The organism is Pandoraea sp. NPDC087047 (assembly GCF_044745225.1).
Taxonomy (GTDB): domain Bacteria; phylum Pseudomonadota; class Gammaproteobacteria; order Burkholderiales; family Burkholderiaceae; genus Pandoraea.
In genome coordinates this window covers 124,633-139,918 of sequence record NZ_JBIUZU010000013.1, presented here as the reverse complement: position 1 = coordinate 139,918, position 15,286 = coordinate 124,633, and the positions used below count along the sequence as shown (strand labels likewise).

Genomic DNA, 15,286 nt, shown 5'->3' with positions numbered 1-15,286 from the left:
CCGCTCGAAAACCACTAACCACCGGGCTTTCCAGCCCGTCGCCCCAACTCCGTCGCCGCTTGCGCTGCGTCGCTGTCGTTGCGAGAGACGAGATAGTAGTGAAAACCCCGAACCCTGGCAAGCACTTTGTGAAAATAATTTGAAAAGGGCAAAAAAAGGCCCGCGTCGTGGGCGGGCCAAGATCCATGGGACAGGACACATGGAGGAGACGGACCCAATGTATCCGGGCCGCCCCCGACGACGCAACGAATGAAATCGCATATGCTTCCTGAACGCTTGCCTATATGGAAAGACGGCGCCGGCGTCGATATCCCCCTTCTATATAAGAGCGTTCGAGATGTCCCTGTCACGCGTCCTCCGCTTGCTTCGCGCTCATTGCTCCCACCGTTGGCAAGTCGTCCGGCTCATACCACTCGTGCTCCTCGTTGCCGCCTGCATGTCGGTTCGTCCGCAGCCGGAGCCTTCTCAGTGGACGACCCACACGCCGGCCGCCACCCCCGGCGCGCTCGCCGCCGCGCTGGCCCCGGCGATCAGCACGCATCCGGGGCAGTCCGGCTTCCAACTGCTCGCGACGGGTTCATCCGCCTTCACCACCCGCCTCGCACTGGTGCAGGCCGCGCAGCATAGTCTGGACGTCCAGTACTACAGCGCGGGCGAAGACATCACCGGCCGTCTCCTGCTCCAGTCACTGATAGACGCCGCCAACCGCGGCGTGCGCATACGCATGCTGGTCGACGACATCAATCGCCGCCACACCGACCCCGTCTTCGCGGCGCTGGATCAGCACCCCAACATCGAAATCCGCGTCTTCAACCCGTTCGACACGCGCGACACCACCATCCTCGAGCGTGCGGGCAACCTGCTCTCGCAGTTCGACCAGCTCAACCGCCGCATGCACAACAAGGCGCTGGTCGCCGACAACCAGCTAGCCATCGTGGGTGGCCGCAATCTGGGAGACGAATACTTCGACGCCAATCCCGACCTCTCCTTCCGCGATTTCGATCTGCTGTGCGCGGGGCCTGTCGTCGACGCCATCTCCCGCAGCTTCGACCATTTCTGGACAAGCCCCCAGTCCTACCCGCTCAAGCAAGTCCAGTCGAAGATCGACCGGCAGACGCTGGACGACACCCGCGAAGCCCTGGCGCAACACTGGCGCGACGCCGAAAGCGTCCCCGCCGGACGCGAAGCGCTGCACCAGCCGCCCCTCGCCGCCAGCCTGCGCGACGGCACGGTCCCGCTCTTCTGGGCTCCCGCCGAACTCGCCGCCGACAGCCCCGACAAGCTCGACGTTCCCGCCGCCGAGACCCAAAGCGCACCCGCAGACAAACTGCGCCAACTCGCAGCGCACGCACAGCGCGAAGTTCTGATCATCTCCCCCTACTTCGTGCCGCTCGACGGCGGCGTCCGATTCCTGTCGGCGTTAGCCGCACGCGGCGTCAAAGTGCGCGTGCTGACGAACTCCCTCGCCGCGACCGACGTCGTCCCAGTCCACGCAGGCTACGCCCGTTATCGCCCGGCCCTGCTGCAAGCCGGCATCGAGCTGTACGAATTCAAGCCCATCCGCACCAACGACGGCGAGTCCACCTCCCGGCGCGTCACGTTCGGCGGTTCGTCACGTGCGAGCCTGCACGGCAAGGCGTACATCATCGACCGGCGCGACGTCGTCCTCGGCTCGTTCAATCTCGATCCGCGTTCGGTCCGTCTGAACACTGAGCTGGCGCTCGTGATCCACAGCCCCGAGTTCGCCGAGCGCATGGCCGGGATCTTCGACCGGGCGACATCCCCCCGCACCAGCTTCCACGTCGAGCTGGTACCGCCAGGCACCGCGCCGCCCACGCCCACCCCGCCGACCATGCCCGCATTACGTTGGGTCGGCGAGGAGAACGGCCAGCCGCGCACGTTCGACGTCGAGCCCTACGCGTCTTTCGGACGTAACGCGGTCGCAGGCGCCTTCACCCTGTTACCGAGCGACGACCTGCTCTGAGCGTCGGGCTATCACCCTCACCCCCGACCCAAAACAAAAACCGCCGCCCCGGCATCCCGGGCGCGGCGGTGTCTCTTTCAGAGACGACGTCCCCCAGTCGATCAGAACTCGAACGTCGCGGACAACGTTGCGGAGCGCGCATCGCCCACCGCCACGAAGTACTGGCTGGCGCTCGACGGGTAATACGTCTTGTTGAATACGTTCTTGACGTTCAACTGATAGTGCACCGGATGACGTCCGATCTTCGTGTCGTACGTAGCAAACACATCGGCGACGAAATACGCCGGCAGCGTAAAGCTGTTCGCCGAATCCCCTGGACGCGACCCGATATACCGCCCCACGGCCCCCAGACGCAGGTTGCCGCTCCCATCCCCCAGCACCGGACCCCAGTCGTACACCCCGGCCAGCGACGCCGTATGACGTGCCGCATTCACCAGCGTATTGCCCGCATAAAGCGGATCGTCCGTGGTCTTCGCGTCGATGAATGCATAGCTGGCGATCACGTTCCAGCGCTGTCCGATCCGTCCCGACACATCGAGCTCGACCCCACGCGAGCGCGCCGCCCCCGACGTGCGCCAATCCAGCGAATTCGTCGCGCTATTGAACTGCGACACGAGCACGTTCCGCTTATCGATGTCGAACACCGCCAGCGTACCGCTCAGCCCGCTCGGCATATCGAGCTTCGCCCCGACCTCATACGACTTGGCGTGCTCCGGCGCGACATTCGAATCGATCACCGTCCCACCCGAGAGCGGCGCGATGGTCGACGTCGGCTTGAGCGACTCGGAATAGCTGCCATACAGCGACAGATAGTCCCTCACCTTATAGACGACACCCGCGCGCGGCAGCCACTTCGAGTCGCTGATGTCCGTATTCGCCTTGAACGGACGGCCCTTGCCCGCGAACTGGCTATACGTCAGCAGACGCACCCCGCCCACCACGATCCATCGGTCGGTCACGTGAATGGCGTCCTGGAAGAAGAGCGACGCGTCGTGCAGCGTATCGGTCTGATCGCTGTCGCTCGCGGACACCGTGGTCGGAATCACCTCGCAGCCGTACACCGGATTCAGGTACGAGAACGTGCACTTCGCCGCCTGACGAATCAGGTCGCGCCGGTAAATGCGCCGGTATTCCCAATCGCCGCCGAACTGCAAGTCGTGGCGCATGCCCGCCACGTTCACCTTGCCATCGAGGTAAGCCGTGCCGTAACTGTCGGTGCTGTCCGAGCCGCGCGTGCCGTCGTTGCTGCGCGAGATGATCCCCGTCAACGGATTCACGCCGGTGATGCGCAACTGCCCCGCATCGTAAGTCTCGGTGTTGTAGCTGTAGCCGAAGTGCGCCTTCCAGTCCGGATTGAACTGATGATCGACCGTAATCTGCGCCAGATGCGACTGCCCGGTCATCTCGTTGTGCACGTCGTCCAGACGCTCGCGCGCCGAGATCGCGAGCGGCTTGTTCGTGGTCGGATCGATGACGGTGCCGCGATCGAACGGCGTCAGGAAATTGCGGTACTCGTACGACAGCACGACTTGCGTATCGCGTCCGTAGTACGCAAGCGTCGGTGCGACGAGCGTCTCCCGCTGCGAGCCGAAGTTACGCCAGTACTGCTGATTGTTCTGATCGACGACCAGCCGGTACGCAAGCCCCGAATCGCCGATCGGGCCGGTCGTGTCGAGCGTCTCTTCCATGCCGTTCTTGCCGTGCCCGTAGGTCGTGCCGGCCACGCTCACTGCGGTGAAGGGCTTGAGCAGCGGACGCTTGCTGACAACGTTGATCACGCCCCCCGGGTCCATGATCCCGTACAGCAGCGACGTCGGCCCCTTGAGCACTTCGACCGAATCGGCGTTCGCGTTGAGCCCGCGGCCCTGCACGAGCGGCATGCCGTTATGCATGATCGAGCCGTCGCGATTGCCGCCGAAACCACGCTTGAGCAACGTGTCCTGCGTACCTGCAAGCGTATTGCCCTGCACGATGCCGCTGACATTGACGAGCGCATCGTCGAGCGTGCGGGCGCGCTGGTCCGCGAGCACCTGATGCGGCACCACGTTGATCGCCTGGGGGATGTCGAGGACGGGCGCATCGGATCGGGTGACATTGGCGTCCGCGGGCATGCGATACGCGTCGGACCAGGCCTGGCCCTGCACATGCGTGGTCGGCAGCGCCACGTCTCCCGATCCGCCGCCTGCGGCGAGCGTTGCCGCGACGGGCGCTGCCTGCGGCACCAGCGTGTACCCGGCGCCCTGCGGCGAGGCCGTCAGCCCGGTGCCGGCCAGCAACTGGCCGAACGCGCCCGCCACGTCGAAGCGGCCTTGCACGCCGGGGCTTTGCCGGCCCGCCGTCAACGTTGGCGTATACGTCAGGAGAATGCCTGCCTCACGGCCGAAGCGCGTGAGCACGGCGTCGAGCGCCCCCGCCGGAATGTCGTAGGCGCGCGCAGCCGCCGCGACCTTTGACGGCGCCTGCGGTTGGGCCGCCGTCTGCGCATGGGCGACGCTGGCCCCCAACGCGAGCGCGGCGCAGGCAAACGAAGCAAACGTCAGCGCAACGCCCGCGCAAATGCGACGTCGATGCAAACCGGAGGAAACACGCGGGAATTCGGGTAAAGCGACGGCCATGATGTGAGATCTCGTTCAGGCAATAAAGAGAAGGTTTCACTCCCCTTGTCACGCGAGACCGGCGAAACAGCTCACTGACCGTACAAAACACCGAAAAAAGTCGGCGGACGCGCCATCGGCGCCTATGCGCGCCTACCCGTACCTATGCGCGCCAAGCCCACCGACCGGCGCTCATCCGCGCGGCCCGACCGTTACCCAATACCGCGTGACGGACGCCACCGACACTGGCAACGCGTGCGGGAGCACGCCGAGGATCGCGTCGGTATCGGCAAGCGGATACGTTCCGGACACCCGCAACGAGGCGACCGCCGGATCGCACCGCAGATATCCGCGGCGATAGCGCGAGAGCTCGGCGAGGAACGCGTCGAGCCGCATATCGACGGCGACGAACATACCGTCCGCCCATGCCCCGTCGCCGTCCGTGAGCGGTTGCACCGGCCCCACGCCACCGGTATGGAATTGCGCTTGCTCCCTCGCGTGGACGATCTGCGCGCCCGCCGCATCGTTGGCCGACGCGGCTGCGGGCGTCACCCGGACCGCGCCTTCGAACACTTGCACCGTGGCGTCGCTGCTCCCCTGGGTCTGACGCACCACGAACCGCGTTCCCAGCGGCTCAAGCGTGCCGTGCGCCGTGGTCACGACCAGCGGGCGGGGCGGCACATGCCCGGCGTCCTTGCCGGTAGTGACCATGATTTCGCCGTCGACGAGGGCGATGCGTCGCACCTCACCGTCCATCGACAATCGCACGGCACTGCGCGTATTGAGGACGAGCGTCGTGCCGTCGGCAAGACGCAGCGTGCGGCGCTCGCCCACGCCGGTCCGTGCATCGGCACGCAGCCATTGGACAGTCAGCGGATCGCTGGCCACCCACGCGCCGGTGCCGACGAACAGCGCGCCGGCGATGGCCTTCACGGCCATGCGGCGACCACGCGAGCGCGGGGCGCGCAGGGCCGCCTGCGCGAGCGACGCGCCGAGCGTGTCCGACACATGACGCATGCGCCGGTCGGCGGTTTCGATGTGACGCCAGGCGCGCTCATGCTCGGGATGCGCCTCGCGCCAGCGCGCACAGGCTGCCCGCAGCGACTCGGTGGCATCGCCGCCTTGCAGCGTCACCCACCACTCGACGGCCTGCTGCGCGACACCGGCGTCGAATCCGGCAATGGCGCCGACCCGGCTCGTCATTGCGCCCCCATGGCGAAGAAGCACTGCGTACCCGCGCGCACCAGATGGCGTTTGACCGTCGCCAGCGAAATGCCGAGTTCGGCGGCGATCTCCGGATGCGTCAGCCCGTCCAGTTGTGCCAACAGGAACGCCCGTTTGGCGAGCGGCGGCAGACCGTCGAGGCAGCGGTCGATTTCGAGCAGCGTCTCGAGCACGACGGCACGTTCTTCGGGAGATGGTGCGAGCGCTTCGGGTTGTTGGGCCAGCGCGTCGAGGTAGGCACGCTCGATCTGCTCGCGACGCCAGTAGTTATAGAGAACGCGCTGGGCGACGGTCGTGAGGAAAGCCCGCGGCGACGCCAGCATGCTCGGCGGATCGCGCTCCAGCAGACGTACAAAGGTGTCGTGCGCGAGATCGGCCGCGCGATGCGAGCAGCCGGTCTTGCGATGCAGCCAGCCATGAAGCCAGCCGTGGTGATCGTTGTAGAGTCCCTGCAACGTGGTGTCGCGTTGCAGCGTGTCGTCGGCGGGCATACGCCCCTCCTGTCCCCGGGCCAGGTGTGGCCGCGAGGCTCAGGCACCGTTTTGCAAATGAGAATCGTTCGCAGTATAACAAACAAGTTCACACGGGACGACGCGCCGGATACCGTTGTCGCTACGCGTAGTGCGTAAGCGACAACGGTATCCGGCGGGGGGACTTGGGACGGTGAAACGGGAGTGCGAACGTGGACTGGCGCGATCAGTAATAAGCGTCTTCGAGCAGCATGTCTTCGAAGAACGCGCCGAAACGCTTCTGCGGGTCACGCAGATGGATTTCCAGAATCCAGCGCATGGCCGACGGCGTCGTCTCGAAATCCGCGAGCGAGCCGGTGTGGATCGCGGCGTGCGGGAAGTCCGACACGCGATGGCCGGGCAGATCGAAGTTCAGCGTCCAGCCCATTCGCCGGGCAACGTCGTCGGCATAGGCATACAGCGCCTGCCCCGTCGCCCCTTCGCGTTGCCATTTCTCGCGCACGTCGTGGAACAGCGCTTCGGCGTCGCGGGCGCAACGGGCGTATTCGTCATGCTCGCCCACGACGAAGCTCGCACCGCCGTCGCCTTCCCACGCTTCGAAGCGCGGGGCAATGTCGATGAAGAAAATGTCGTTCTCGCCGAGCACCACGCCGGGCTCGGACGGCGCACGCATCGGCTTGCGCGTGTTCTTGCCGAAGCGCACGCGCGTCGGGTGCCAGCTCAACTCCAGACCGGCCGACGTGAGCACGCCCCTGGCCATGGCGACGGCGTCTTCCTCGACCATGCCCGGGCGCACCTGCGCCGCGATATCGCGGATCGCCGCGCGGGTCTTGTTGCGGGCGGCGAGCATACCGTCGACCGAGAAAGCCGGGCCAACGCGCTCGGCCAGCGAGGCGTCGTCCGGGTAGCGGATCGCGGAGGCGGAAGCGGAAGCGGGGGAAGTCACTTGATTCGACATCGATAACCTCTCGTTGAAGCAGGGTTTGGGGGGAGATATCGCGACGGCGCATGCCGTCACCGACAGCCACGATTCTCCCGGCCCTGCCCCTGCCCGCCGTGCAACGCGAGCGGCCCGATTACGCCAAGCAGCGGCATCTTCGCGCCAGCGTCCGGCCGAAGTCTTGTCGATGCGACGCTTTCTGCCAAAATGGGTCGCATCACTGCCAGCCGCCGTCCTCTGTGCGCCGCCAACGGCGCGCCCGCCCCTCTTCCTGAGCCGCCATGATCCGAAACGTCGCCCTGCTGGTTTTTCCCGGTGTGCAATCGCTCGATGTGAGCGGGCCGCTGGATGTCTTCGCCGAAGCCAACCGTTTCCTGCTCCCCGGCGATCACTATCAGACGGAGGTCATCGGCACGCAGCACGGCGCCATTGCCTGCTCGAACGGCATGACGCTGCTGCCACGCCGTCACTATCAGGACGTGGGCGGGCATGTCGATCTGCTGCTGGTGGCGGGCGGCCCGTCGCTGTTGACGGACGATCTCGGCCCGAACGTCTACCGATGGCTGAACGATAGGGTCCCGCACGCGCGGCGCTACGGGTCGATCTGCAACGGCGCGCTGATCCTGGCGGCGGCCGGGTTGCTGGACGGCAAGCGCGTGACCACGCATTGGAACGATGTCGACGTGCTGGCCGAGCGCGCGCCCGGGGCGAACATCGAGGTCGACCGGCTATTCGTGCAGGACGGGAGCCTGTATACGTCGGCGGGGGTAACGGCGGGGATCGATCTGTCGCTGCATCTGCTCGCGCAGGATCACGGACAGGAGGTGGCGCTCAACGTCGCGAAGCGGTTGGTGGTTTTCACGCAGCGCGCGGGCGGGCAGTCGCAGTTCAGCCCGTACCTCACGCCGTACGCCGAGCCGAATTCGCCCGTCGCGCAAGTGCAGCAATACGTTCTGAAGCATCTGGCCGATCCGTTGTCGGTCGGCGATCTGGCCAGCGTGGCGAAGATGAGCGTGCGCAACTTCTCCCGCGTGTTCGCGCGCGACGCGGGCGTGACACCCGCCGATTTCGTGAGCGCCGCCCGGGTCGATGCCGCCCGGGTCATGCTGGAGAACGGCAACGCACCGCTCAAGACCGTGGCCTGGGAATGCGGTTTCGGCGATCCGCACAATATGCGCAAGGTGTTTCAGCGTCGCTTTGGCGTATCGCCGCAGCAGTACCGCGAGCACTTCGGGCAGCCGCAGGGTTGATGGCGGGGGCGACGTGGCTCCCCCGCCCCGCCGCCGATACGCGTGGCGATCTGCGCGCACGGCATCTGCGCCATGCGATTCGGGGTGGTGGCGACAAACGTCTCGACGATCGGCGGGATAGCGCAGAACTAGCCCGGCGCCCGGCCTAATGGAAAACATTTATTGACCGACCGGCCGGTCGGCTTATAATGCGTTGCATATCCCCACATACCGCGGAGGCCTTCCTCTATGTATACGCAAGCCATCGATCTGGCCGGCAACAGCCCCAAGGGCGTGCGCGCCCTGAGCGAGGCGGAGCAGGCGCAGCAAGCTCGCTTCGACGCGCGCGTCGCCGCCGACCAGAAGATCGAGCCGCAGGACTACATGCCCGCCGAGTATCGCAAGACACTCGTTCGCCAGATCTCCCAGCATGCGCACTCGGAAGTCGTCGGCATGCTGCCGGAAGGCAACTGGATCTCGCGCGCACCGAGCCTCAAGCGCAAAGCCATCCTGCTCGCCAAAGTGCAGGACGAAGCCGGCCACGGTCTGTATCTCTATTCCGCCGCCGAGACGCTCGGCACGTCGCGCGACCAGATGATCGACGCGCTGCACACCGGCCGCGCCAAGTACTCCAGCATCTTCAATTACCCCACGCTCACGTGGGCCGACGTCGGCGTGATCGGCTGGCTGGTCGACGGCGCCGCCATCATGAATCAGGTGCCGCTGTGCCGCTGCTCGTACGGCCCGTACGCGCGCGCCATGATCCGCGTGTGCAAGGAAGAGTCGTTCCACCAGCGTCAGGGCTTCGACGCCCTGCTCTCGATGATGAGCGGCACGCAAGCCCAGCGCGACATGGTGCAGGAAGCCGTGAATCGCTGGTGGTGGCCGGTGCTGATGATGTTCGGCCCGAGCGACAAGGAGTCGATCCACAGCACGCAAACCATGAAGTGGGGCATCAAGCGCATCTCGAACGACGACCTGCGCCAGAAGTTCGTCGACGCCGCCGTCGAACAGGCCAGGGTGCTCGGCGTGACCTTCCCCGATCCGGATCTGAAGTGGAACGAAGCCCGCAAGGCCCACGACTACGGCGAGATCGACTGGAGCGAATTCTGGCGTGTGGTCGGCGGTGACGGCCCGTGCAACAAGGAACGTGTCGGCACCCGCGTGGCCGCCCACGAGAAAGGCGCCTGGGTACGCGACGCCGCCCTCGCCCACGCTGCCAAGCAGCGCCAGCGCGCCGAGAAGCAGGCCGCCTGAGCGCGCCGCCCTCACAAGACATCAGGAACGATCATGACGCAAGCAAGCAACAAGGAATGGCCCCTCTGGGAAGTGTTCGTGCGCAGCAAAATGGGCCTCGAACACAAGCACAGCGGCAGCCTGCACGCCGCCGACGCCGAAATGGCGCTGCGCATGGCGCGCGACGTCTACACGCGCCGCCAGGAAGGCGTGAGCATCTGGGTCGTGCCGTCGGTTGCCATCACGGCATCGGCACCGGAAGACAAGGCCGAACTGTTCGATCCGGCCGCCGACAAGATCTACCGTCACCCGACCTTCTACCAACTGCCGGAAGAAGTGAACCACATGTAAGCGGCCGCGCGCCGACGTGCATCGCTCAACATCACGTCAACGGCGCGCCCCAAGCGAGACCCCAGAACATGAAACCGACGCAGGAACATCTGTCCTATCTGCTGCGCCTCGCCGACAACGCGCTGATCCTCGGTCAGCGCAACGCGGAATGGTGTGGTCACGGCCCCGTGCTGGAAGAAGACATCGCGCTCACCAACCTGAGCCTCGATCTCATCGGCCAGGCACGCATGCTGTATCAGCACGCCGCCAAGCTCGAAGCCGAACTCACCGGCGTCGCCAAGCAGGAAGACGACTACGCCTTCTGGCGCGACGAATTCGCCTTCCGCAACTGGACGCTCGTCGAACTGCCCCACTACGGCCCCACGGCCGGCACCACGGCGGCCGAGCGCGATTACGCCGTCACCATCGTGCGCAACTTCCTCTACTCGGCCCTGATGGTCGAAGTTTGGCAAGCGCTCGCCGAGTCGGCCGACGAAGCACTCGCCGCCATTGCCGCCAAGTCGGTCAAGGAAGCCCATTACCACCTGCACCATGCGCGCGACTGGCTCGTGCGCTTCGGCGACGGCACCGAAGAATCGCATCGTCGCGCACAGGCCGCGCTCGACTATCTCGTGCCGTACATGAACGAGATCTTCAAGCGCGACGCGCTCGAAGACACCGTGAGCGCCGCCGGCACAGGCATCACCATGGCCGAGCTGAAGGACGCCTGGCAAGCCGTGGTGAACGATGCACTCGCCGAAGCCACGCTCACCGCCCCGGTTGGCGGTGCGTTCGAGAGCACAGGCAAGTTCGGCCATCACTCCGAGCACATGAGCTATCTGCTCGGCGAGATGCAGGGACTGGCGCGCCAGCACCCCGGCGCGAACTGGTAAGCCACGCGCGCACATCATGCCTACGACGAACCTGTTTGCCGACGCGGTGACGAATCTGCCGCTCACGCCAGCCGTTGCGCCCGACGTGCTGACGCCGGCCTCGGAGGCGTCGCTCCCGCTCGCCTGGCAAACGCTCGAATCGGTGCCCGATCCGGAGATTCCGGTGGTGTCGATTCGGGAGCTCGGCATTCTGCGCGATGTGCGCGTCGTCACGAACGACCACGGCGCGAGCGGTGAAAAAGAAGCGTTCGAGATCGTGATTACGCCGACGTACTCGGGTTGCCCGGCGATGCAGCAGATCGCCGAGGACATTGCCGCGGCGATGACGCGCGCAGGACTCGGTCCGTGGCACATCAAGACCGTTCTCGCGCCCGCCTGGACCACGGACTGGATCAGCCCCGAAGCGCGTGAAAAGCTGCGCGGCTATGGCATTGCCCCGCCCACGGGAACGCATGCCGTGTCGGCAGACGCGCCGCGCAAGATCACGTTCTACGGCCGCCCGAAAGACGGTGTGCCGTGCCCGCATTGCGGCTCGACCGACACCGAAGTCGTATCGGCCTTCGGCTCGACCGCGTGCAAGGCGCATTACCGCTGCCGCACGTGCCAAGAGCCGTTCGACTACTTCAAGCCCTATTGATTGACCCGATTGGGAAGCCCAAGATGACGACCCCGCAATTCCATTCGCTGACGATTCGCGAAATCCGGCCCGAGACCGCCGACGCCATCTCCATCGCCTTCACGGTGCCGGACACCCTGCGCGACGCCTATCGCTTCACCCAAGGCCAGTTCCTCACGCTCAAGACCGAGATCGACGGCGAAGAAGCCCGTCGCTCCTATTCGATTTGCGTTGGCGTGCCCGAGTACGACGCCACGGGCGAGCTTCGCGTGGGTATCAAGCGCGTGCCGGGCGGCAAGTTTTCGAACTTCGCGAACGACCAGTTCAAACCGGGTCAGCAGATCGACGTGATGACGCCGGATGGCCGTTTCTTCACGCGTCTGTCGGAAAACAACGCCAAGCATTATGTCGGCTTCGCCGGCGGCTCGGGCATCACGCCGATGCTCGCGCTCATCAAGACGACGCTCGCCGCCGAGCCGGACAGCCAGTTCACGCTCGTGTACGGCAACCGTTCGGTGCCCGCGATCATGTTCGCCGAATCGCTCGAAGACCTGAAGAACACGTATCTGGGGCGTCTGCGCCTGTATCACGTGCTCTCGGACGAAGCGCAGGAAGTCGAGCTCTTCAACGGCCTGCTCAATCAGGACAAGTGCGCCGCGTTCCTTGACACGCTGATCCCGCCGTCGAGCATCGACGAAGCCTTCATCTGCGGCCCCGGCCCGATGATGGACGCCGCCGAAGCCGCGCTCGCCGCCGCCGGTGTCGCCAAGGAGAAGATCCACGTCGAACGTTTCGGCGTGCCCACGCCGCAAGCCGCCGCGAAGCCGGTCGTCATCACCGACGACACGCCGATGGCGGAACTCGTTGTCGTCATGGACGGCAAGGAACGCCGCCTTCGCCAGCCCTATGAAGGCCAGAGCATTCTGGACACCGGCCTCGCGGCGGGCCTCTCGCTGCCGTACGCCTGCAAGGGCGGCGTGTGCTGCACGTGCCGCGCGAAGGTGCTCGAAGGCGAAGTGTCGATGGACAAGAACTACACGCTGGAAGACTACGAAGTCGAACAGGGCTTCGTGCTGACGTGCCAGGCGCGTCCGCTCACGGAACGCGTTGTGGTGAGCTACGACGAGCGCTGATCTGGCGTTGATTTGGCGTTGACGGGTCGGCGTGCCGGGGCTCCGGGGCACGACCTCACGGCCGCCGGAAGGTCGAACGCCCGTTTGCCGTAGCGTGCGAACGCTACGGCAACGCAGCCGAAACATGCGTGAAGTGCGGCCAATGCGTCGATTATTTCCGGCATGACGGGAGCGTCAACCCGAGGTAGCGGGAATACCGTAAACTACCGGACATGAATACCATCCATGTCGTCTGTGGCGATTTCGCCGCGCAGCAGTTACGCGCGGCGATGGCGCTAGCACAGCGCGCCGACCCCGTCCTTATCCTGCGTGACGATCTGGCCATCGGCCCGGTGCGCGAGATCGACGAGAACGAACGGCAGCGGGCCGCTTTCTGGCAACGCGTCGCACCCTCGGCCGGGCGCGATTACGCAGGGCAGTTGCGCGAAGAGCTCGCGTCGCTGCAACGTCTCGCCGAAGGCGACAACGCGGTGGTTTGCTGGCATGGCGACAGCGCGTCCGATCAGTTGACGCTGCGCCGCGTGGCCTTCACGTTGCGTAACACGCCGGCGCGCCTGAACGAGATCGTGCTGCGCGGGAGCGATCTCGCGAACTCCGATCCCGAGCGTCGCACCAGCGTCGGCATGTATTCCCCGGAAGTGCTGGCCGAGCGCTTCGCGCGCATCGCCCCGATTTCGCTGCTGCGCATTGGCCGTCTCTCGCTGGAATGGCGGGCGCTCAAGCAAGTGAACACGCAGGTGCGCCGGTGGGTGCACAACACGTTCGAAGGCGCGACGTTCACCGAGATCGACGATCAGATTCTGACGCACGCCCCCGTCACCTGGACACCGATGGCGGCGTTTCTCGGCGAAATGATGTCCCGCGTCACTGGTTTTTTCGCCACCGACAGTTTTCTTTTGTGGCGCTGCCGCGAACTCGGTGCGGCAGGCCGACTCGCGTTACGCGGTGACACTACGGCCGCCGCCGCGTGCGATTTACGACTGGAGTAACCCCCGTTTATGGCACGTACCAAAGCGCCCGATCACGAATCGCAGCGCGAACAGATTCTCGACGTCGCCGCCGACGCCTTTGCCCGCGCGAGCTATCCGAGCACGTCGATGTCCGAGTTGGCCGCCGCATGCGGCACCTCGAAGGCCCGTCTCTACCACTATTACGCCAGCAAGGACGCCATCCTTTTCGATCTGCTCGAGCGCTATACCAAGCGTCTGATGCTGATCGTCACGGAAGTCGAGGCGCTCGGCCAGCGCCGCGGCCTGTCGGAGCGTGACACGTTCCACGAACTGATCCGCGCGTTCCTTGATGAGTACGAGACGTCGCAGACGCGTCACATCGCGCTGCTCAACGACGTGAAATTCCTCAATGACGAACAGCGCGAGATCGTGCTCAACCGTCAACGCGACGTGGTGGCCGCGTTTGCCCGCCAACTCTCGCGGGCCTTCCCCGAGCGCGTGGCCAAGCACAACCAGACTGCGCTCACGATGATGCTGTTCGGCATGATCAACTGGACCTTCACGTGGCTCAAACCCGGCGGTCGCATGCGCTATCGCGACTTCGCCAACGAAGTGATCGCCGTACTCGAACACGGTCTGGCAGCGCCGCTGCCCGAGGGGATCGAAGCGGCCATTCCCGCACCGTCAACGCCACCGCGCCCCTAAAGTTTGCGAACACTCACTTACACAAAAAGGGCGATGATTCGCCCTTTTTTGTTGCATCGCAGCAACTCGCCATCGCGTGTCGTTGGCAGCTAGATCCAGAAAAGACGCCATTCTTCAGAGACTTAGACACTTCCCTCCACAGCGAATGATTATTTCCCTAGGGTTTTTACCTACCCCGTCAGGTATAATTCTTTTGCGTCGCACAATTCAGTACACGCACTAAAGAATACTTAAGGATTACGCCATGACTGCCCCGAACCACACGCCCGACGTCGCACGCGCGACGGTTGCCGCCAACGAGCGGTCGAGCGTGCTGATTCGTGAGCTGACCTCCGGCGACATCCACCGACTCCAGCGCCATTTCCTAGCGCTCGGCGAAGAAGACCGCCTGCTGCGTTTCGGCCAGGCCGTCTCCGATGACGTGATCACCCGCTACGTCGCCAGCCTCGACTTCTCCCGCGATAGCGTCTTTGGCGTCTATGACGACAATCTCGCACTCGTTGCCGTGGCGCACGTCGCACAACTTCCCGAAGGCAAGAACGGCCGCGTGGCGGAGTTCGGCGTCTCGGTGCTGGAATCGGCTCGCGGCCTTGGCATCGGTTCGCGTCTGTTCGAGCGTGCGGCGATCCATTGCCGCAACAAGCGCGTCGACACGCTGTACATGCACTGCCTCTCGCGCAATGCCCGCATGATGCGTATCGCGAAGAAGGCCGGCATGGCGATCAATTTTGCTTACGGCGAAGCCGACGGTTATCTGAGCCTCCCCCCGGCCGACACGCAGTCGATGCTCGCGGAAATGATGCAGGACCAGATTGCCGCCTTCGATTACGCGCTCAAGCGCCAGTTGCGCAACGCGCGTCGTCTGGTCGGTGCGCTCCTGCCGGATCAACGCGCGGCCTGAGCCAACTCCCGGCACTGCGCCATAAAAAAACCGGTCGATTGGCCGGTTTTTTTGTCCCCGTCAGAATGACGGGAGGGTCGA

The 15,286-nt window shown here is 65.1% G+C and carries 14 protein-coding genes; 10 read left to right on the top strand and 4 right to left on the bottom strand.

Going from position 1 to position 15,286, the window contains the following annotated elements; all coding sequences use genetic code 11:
* Positions 1-415: 415 nt before the first annotated feature.
* Complete coding sequence (locus ACIPHM_RS22280; RefSeq protein ID WP_400333183.1) at positions 416-1,984, top strand: phospholipase D family protein; 1,569 nt, start codon at positions 416-418, stop codon at positions 1,982-1,984.
* Between the two features lie 101 nt (positions 1,985-2,085).
* On the opposite strand, the gene ACIPHM_RS22275 is transcribed toward ACIPHM_RS22280, so the two are convergent.
* From ACIPHM_RS22275 to ACIPHM_RS22260, 4 genes are all read right to left on the bottom strand, one after another.
* Complete coding sequence (locus ACIPHM_RS22275; RefSeq protein WP_400333180.1) at positions 2,086-4,599, bottom strand: TonB-dependent siderophore receptor; 2,514 nt, start codon at positions 4,597-4,599, stop codon at positions 2,086-2,088.
* A 171-nt stretch (positions 4,600-4,770) separates the two neighbouring features.
* Positions 4,771-5,781, bottom strand: coding sequence for a FecR domain-containing protein (locus ACIPHM_RS22270; RefSeq protein WP_400333178.1), 1,011 nt, complete (start codon positions 5,779-5,781; stop codon positions 4,771-4,773).
* Positions 5,778-6,293, bottom strand: a complete 516-nt coding sequence (locus ACIPHM_RS22265; protein ID WP_400333176.1) for a sigma-70 family RNA polymerase sigma factor — start codon at positions 6,291-6,293, stop codon at positions 5,778-5,780. The genes ACIPHM_RS22270 and ACIPHM_RS22265 overlap by 4 nt, the downstream gene beginning before the upstream one ends.
* A 205-nt stretch (positions 6,294-6,498) precedes the next feature.
* Complete coding sequence (locus ACIPHM_RS22260; RefSeq protein ID WP_400333192.1) at positions 6,499-7,122, bottom strand: M24 family metallopeptidase; 624 nt, start codon at positions 7,120-7,122, stop codon at positions 6,499-6,501.
* A 371-nt stretch (positions 7,123-7,493) separates the two neighbouring features.
* Between ACIPHM_RS22260 and ACIPHM_RS22255 the strand changes: the two genes are divergently transcribed.
* The 9 genes from ACIPHM_RS22255 to ACIPHM_RS22215 all read left to right on the top strand — a co-directional run bounded on the left by ACIPHM_RS22255 (position 7,494) and on the right by ACIPHM_RS22215 (position 15,205).
* A complete protein-coding gene (locus ACIPHM_RS22255) occupies positions 7,494-8,462 on the top strand; it encodes a GlxA family transcriptional regulator (protein ID WP_400333174.1) in 969 nt (322 codons plus the stop codon).
* A 228-nt stretch (positions 8,463-8,690) separates the two neighbouring features.
* Positions 8,691-9,698 (top strand): 1,2-phenylacetyl-CoA epoxidase subunit PaaA, encoded by a 1,008-nt coding sequence (paaA, locus tag ACIPHM_RS22250; protein WP_400333172.1) that lies wholly within the window; start codon positions 8,691-8,693, stop codon positions 9,696-9,698.
* Between the two features lie 33 nt (positions 9,699-9,731).
* Positions 9,732-10,028, top strand: coding sequence for a 1,2-phenylacetyl-CoA epoxidase subunit PaaB (paaB, locus tag ACIPHM_RS22245; protein WP_039393802.1), 297 nt, complete (start codon positions 9,732-9,734; stop codon positions 10,026-10,028).
* Between the two features lie 68 nt (positions 10,029-10,096).
* Positions 10,097-10,900 (top strand): 1,2-phenylacetyl-CoA epoxidase subunit PaaC, encoded by an 804-nt coding sequence (gene paaC / locus ACIPHM_RS22240; RefSeq protein ID WP_400333170.1) that lies wholly within the window; start codon positions 10,097-10,099, stop codon positions 10,898-10,900.
* 16 nt (positions 10,901-10,916) lie between these two features.
* Positions 10,917-11,537: a 1,2-phenylacetyl-CoA epoxidase subunit PaaD gene (paaD, locus tag ACIPHM_RS22235; protein ID WP_400333168.1), complete on the top strand. Its 621-nt coding sequence runs from the start codon at positions 10,917-10,919 to the stop codon at positions 11,535-11,537.
* Positions 11,538-11,560: 23 nt separating this feature from the next.
* Positions 11,561-12,649, top strand: a complete 1,089-nt coding sequence (gene paaE, locus ACIPHM_RS22230; protein ID WP_400333154.1) for a 1,2-phenylacetyl-CoA epoxidase subunit PaaE — start codon at positions 11,561-11,563, stop codon at positions 12,647-12,649.
* A 212-nt stretch (positions 12,650-12,861) separates the two neighbouring features.
* Positions 12,862-13,638 carry a DUF1835 domain-containing protein gene (locus ACIPHM_RS22225; protein WP_400333151.1) on the top strand — a complete coding sequence of 259 codons (777 nt, stop codon included), beginning with the start codon at positions 12,862-12,864 and terminating at the stop codon, positions 13,636-13,638.
* Positions 13,639-13,647: 9 nt separating this feature from the next.
* Positions 13,648-14,304, top strand: coding sequence for a TetR family transcriptional regulator (locus tag ACIPHM_RS22220; RefSeq protein WP_400333148.1), 657 nt, complete (start codon positions 13,648-13,650; stop codon positions 14,302-14,304).
* A 244-nt stretch (positions 14,305-14,548) separates the two neighbouring features.
* The gene (locus tag ACIPHM_RS22215) at positions 14,549-15,205 is read left to right on the top strand and encodes a GNAT family N-acetyltransferase (protein ID WP_400333145.1); all 657 of its coding nucleotides are present in this window, start codon (positions 14,549-14,551) and stop codon (positions 15,203-15,205) included.
* Positions 15,206-15,286 lie beyond the last annotated feature (81 nt).

What these genes read in the sequence shown, in the direction of transcription:
- ACIPHM_RS22265 (WP_400333176.1), bottom strand. Translation starts at nt 6,293, where the DNA reads ATGCCCGCCGACGACACGCTGCAACGCGACACCACGTTGCAGGGACTC.
- ACIPHM_RS22270 (WP_400333178.1), bottom strand. Translation starts at nt 5,781, where the DNA reads ATGACGAGCCGGGTCGGCGCCATTGCCGGATTCGACGCCGGTGTCGCG.
- paaE (WP_400333154.1), top strand. Translation starts at nt 11,561, where the DNA reads ATGACGACCCCGCAATTCCATTCGCTGACGATTCGCGAAATCCGGCCC.
- ACIPHM_RS22255 (WP_400333174.1), top strand. Translation starts at nt 7,494, where the DNA reads ATGATCCGAAACGTCGCCCTGCTGGTTTTTCCCGGTGTGCAATCGCTC.
- paaC (WP_400333170.1), top strand. Translation starts at nt 10,097, where the DNA reads ATGAAACCGACGCAGGAACATCTGTCCTATCTGCTGCGCCTCGCCGAC.
- ACIPHM_RS22275 (WP_400333180.1), bottom strand. Translation starts at nt 4,599, where the DNA reads ATGGCCGTCGCTTTACCCGAATTCCCGCGTGTTTCCTCCGGTTTGCAT.
- paaA (WP_400333172.1), top strand. Translation starts at nt 8,691, where the DNA reads ATGTATACGCAAGCCATCGATCTGGCCGGCAACAGCCCCAAGGGCGTG.
- paaB (WP_039393802.1), top strand. Translation starts at nt 9,732, where the DNA reads ATGACGCAAGCAAGCAACAAGGAATGGCCCCTCTGGGAAGTGTTCGTG.
- ACIPHM_RS22260 (WP_400333192.1), bottom strand. Translation starts at nt 7,122, where the DNA reads ATGCTCGCCGCCCGCAACAAGACCCGCGCGGCGATCCGCGATATCGCG.
- ACIPHM_RS22215 (WP_400333145.1), top strand. Translation starts at nt 14,549, where the DNA reads ATGACTGCCCCGAACCACACGCCCGACGTCGCACGCGCGACGGTTGCC.
- ACIPHM_RS22225 (WP_400333151.1), top strand. Translation starts at nt 12,862, where the DNA reads ATGAATACCATCCATGTCGTCTGTGGCGATTTCGCCGCGCAGCAGTTA.
- ACIPHM_RS22220 (WP_400333148.1), top strand. Translation starts at nt 13,648, where the DNA reads ATGGCACGTACCAAAGCGCCCGATCACGAATCGCAGCGCGAACAGATT.
- paaD (WP_400333168.1), top strand. Translation starts at nt 10,917, where the DNA reads ATGCCTACGACGAACCTGTTTGCCGACGCGGTGACGAATCTGCCGCTC.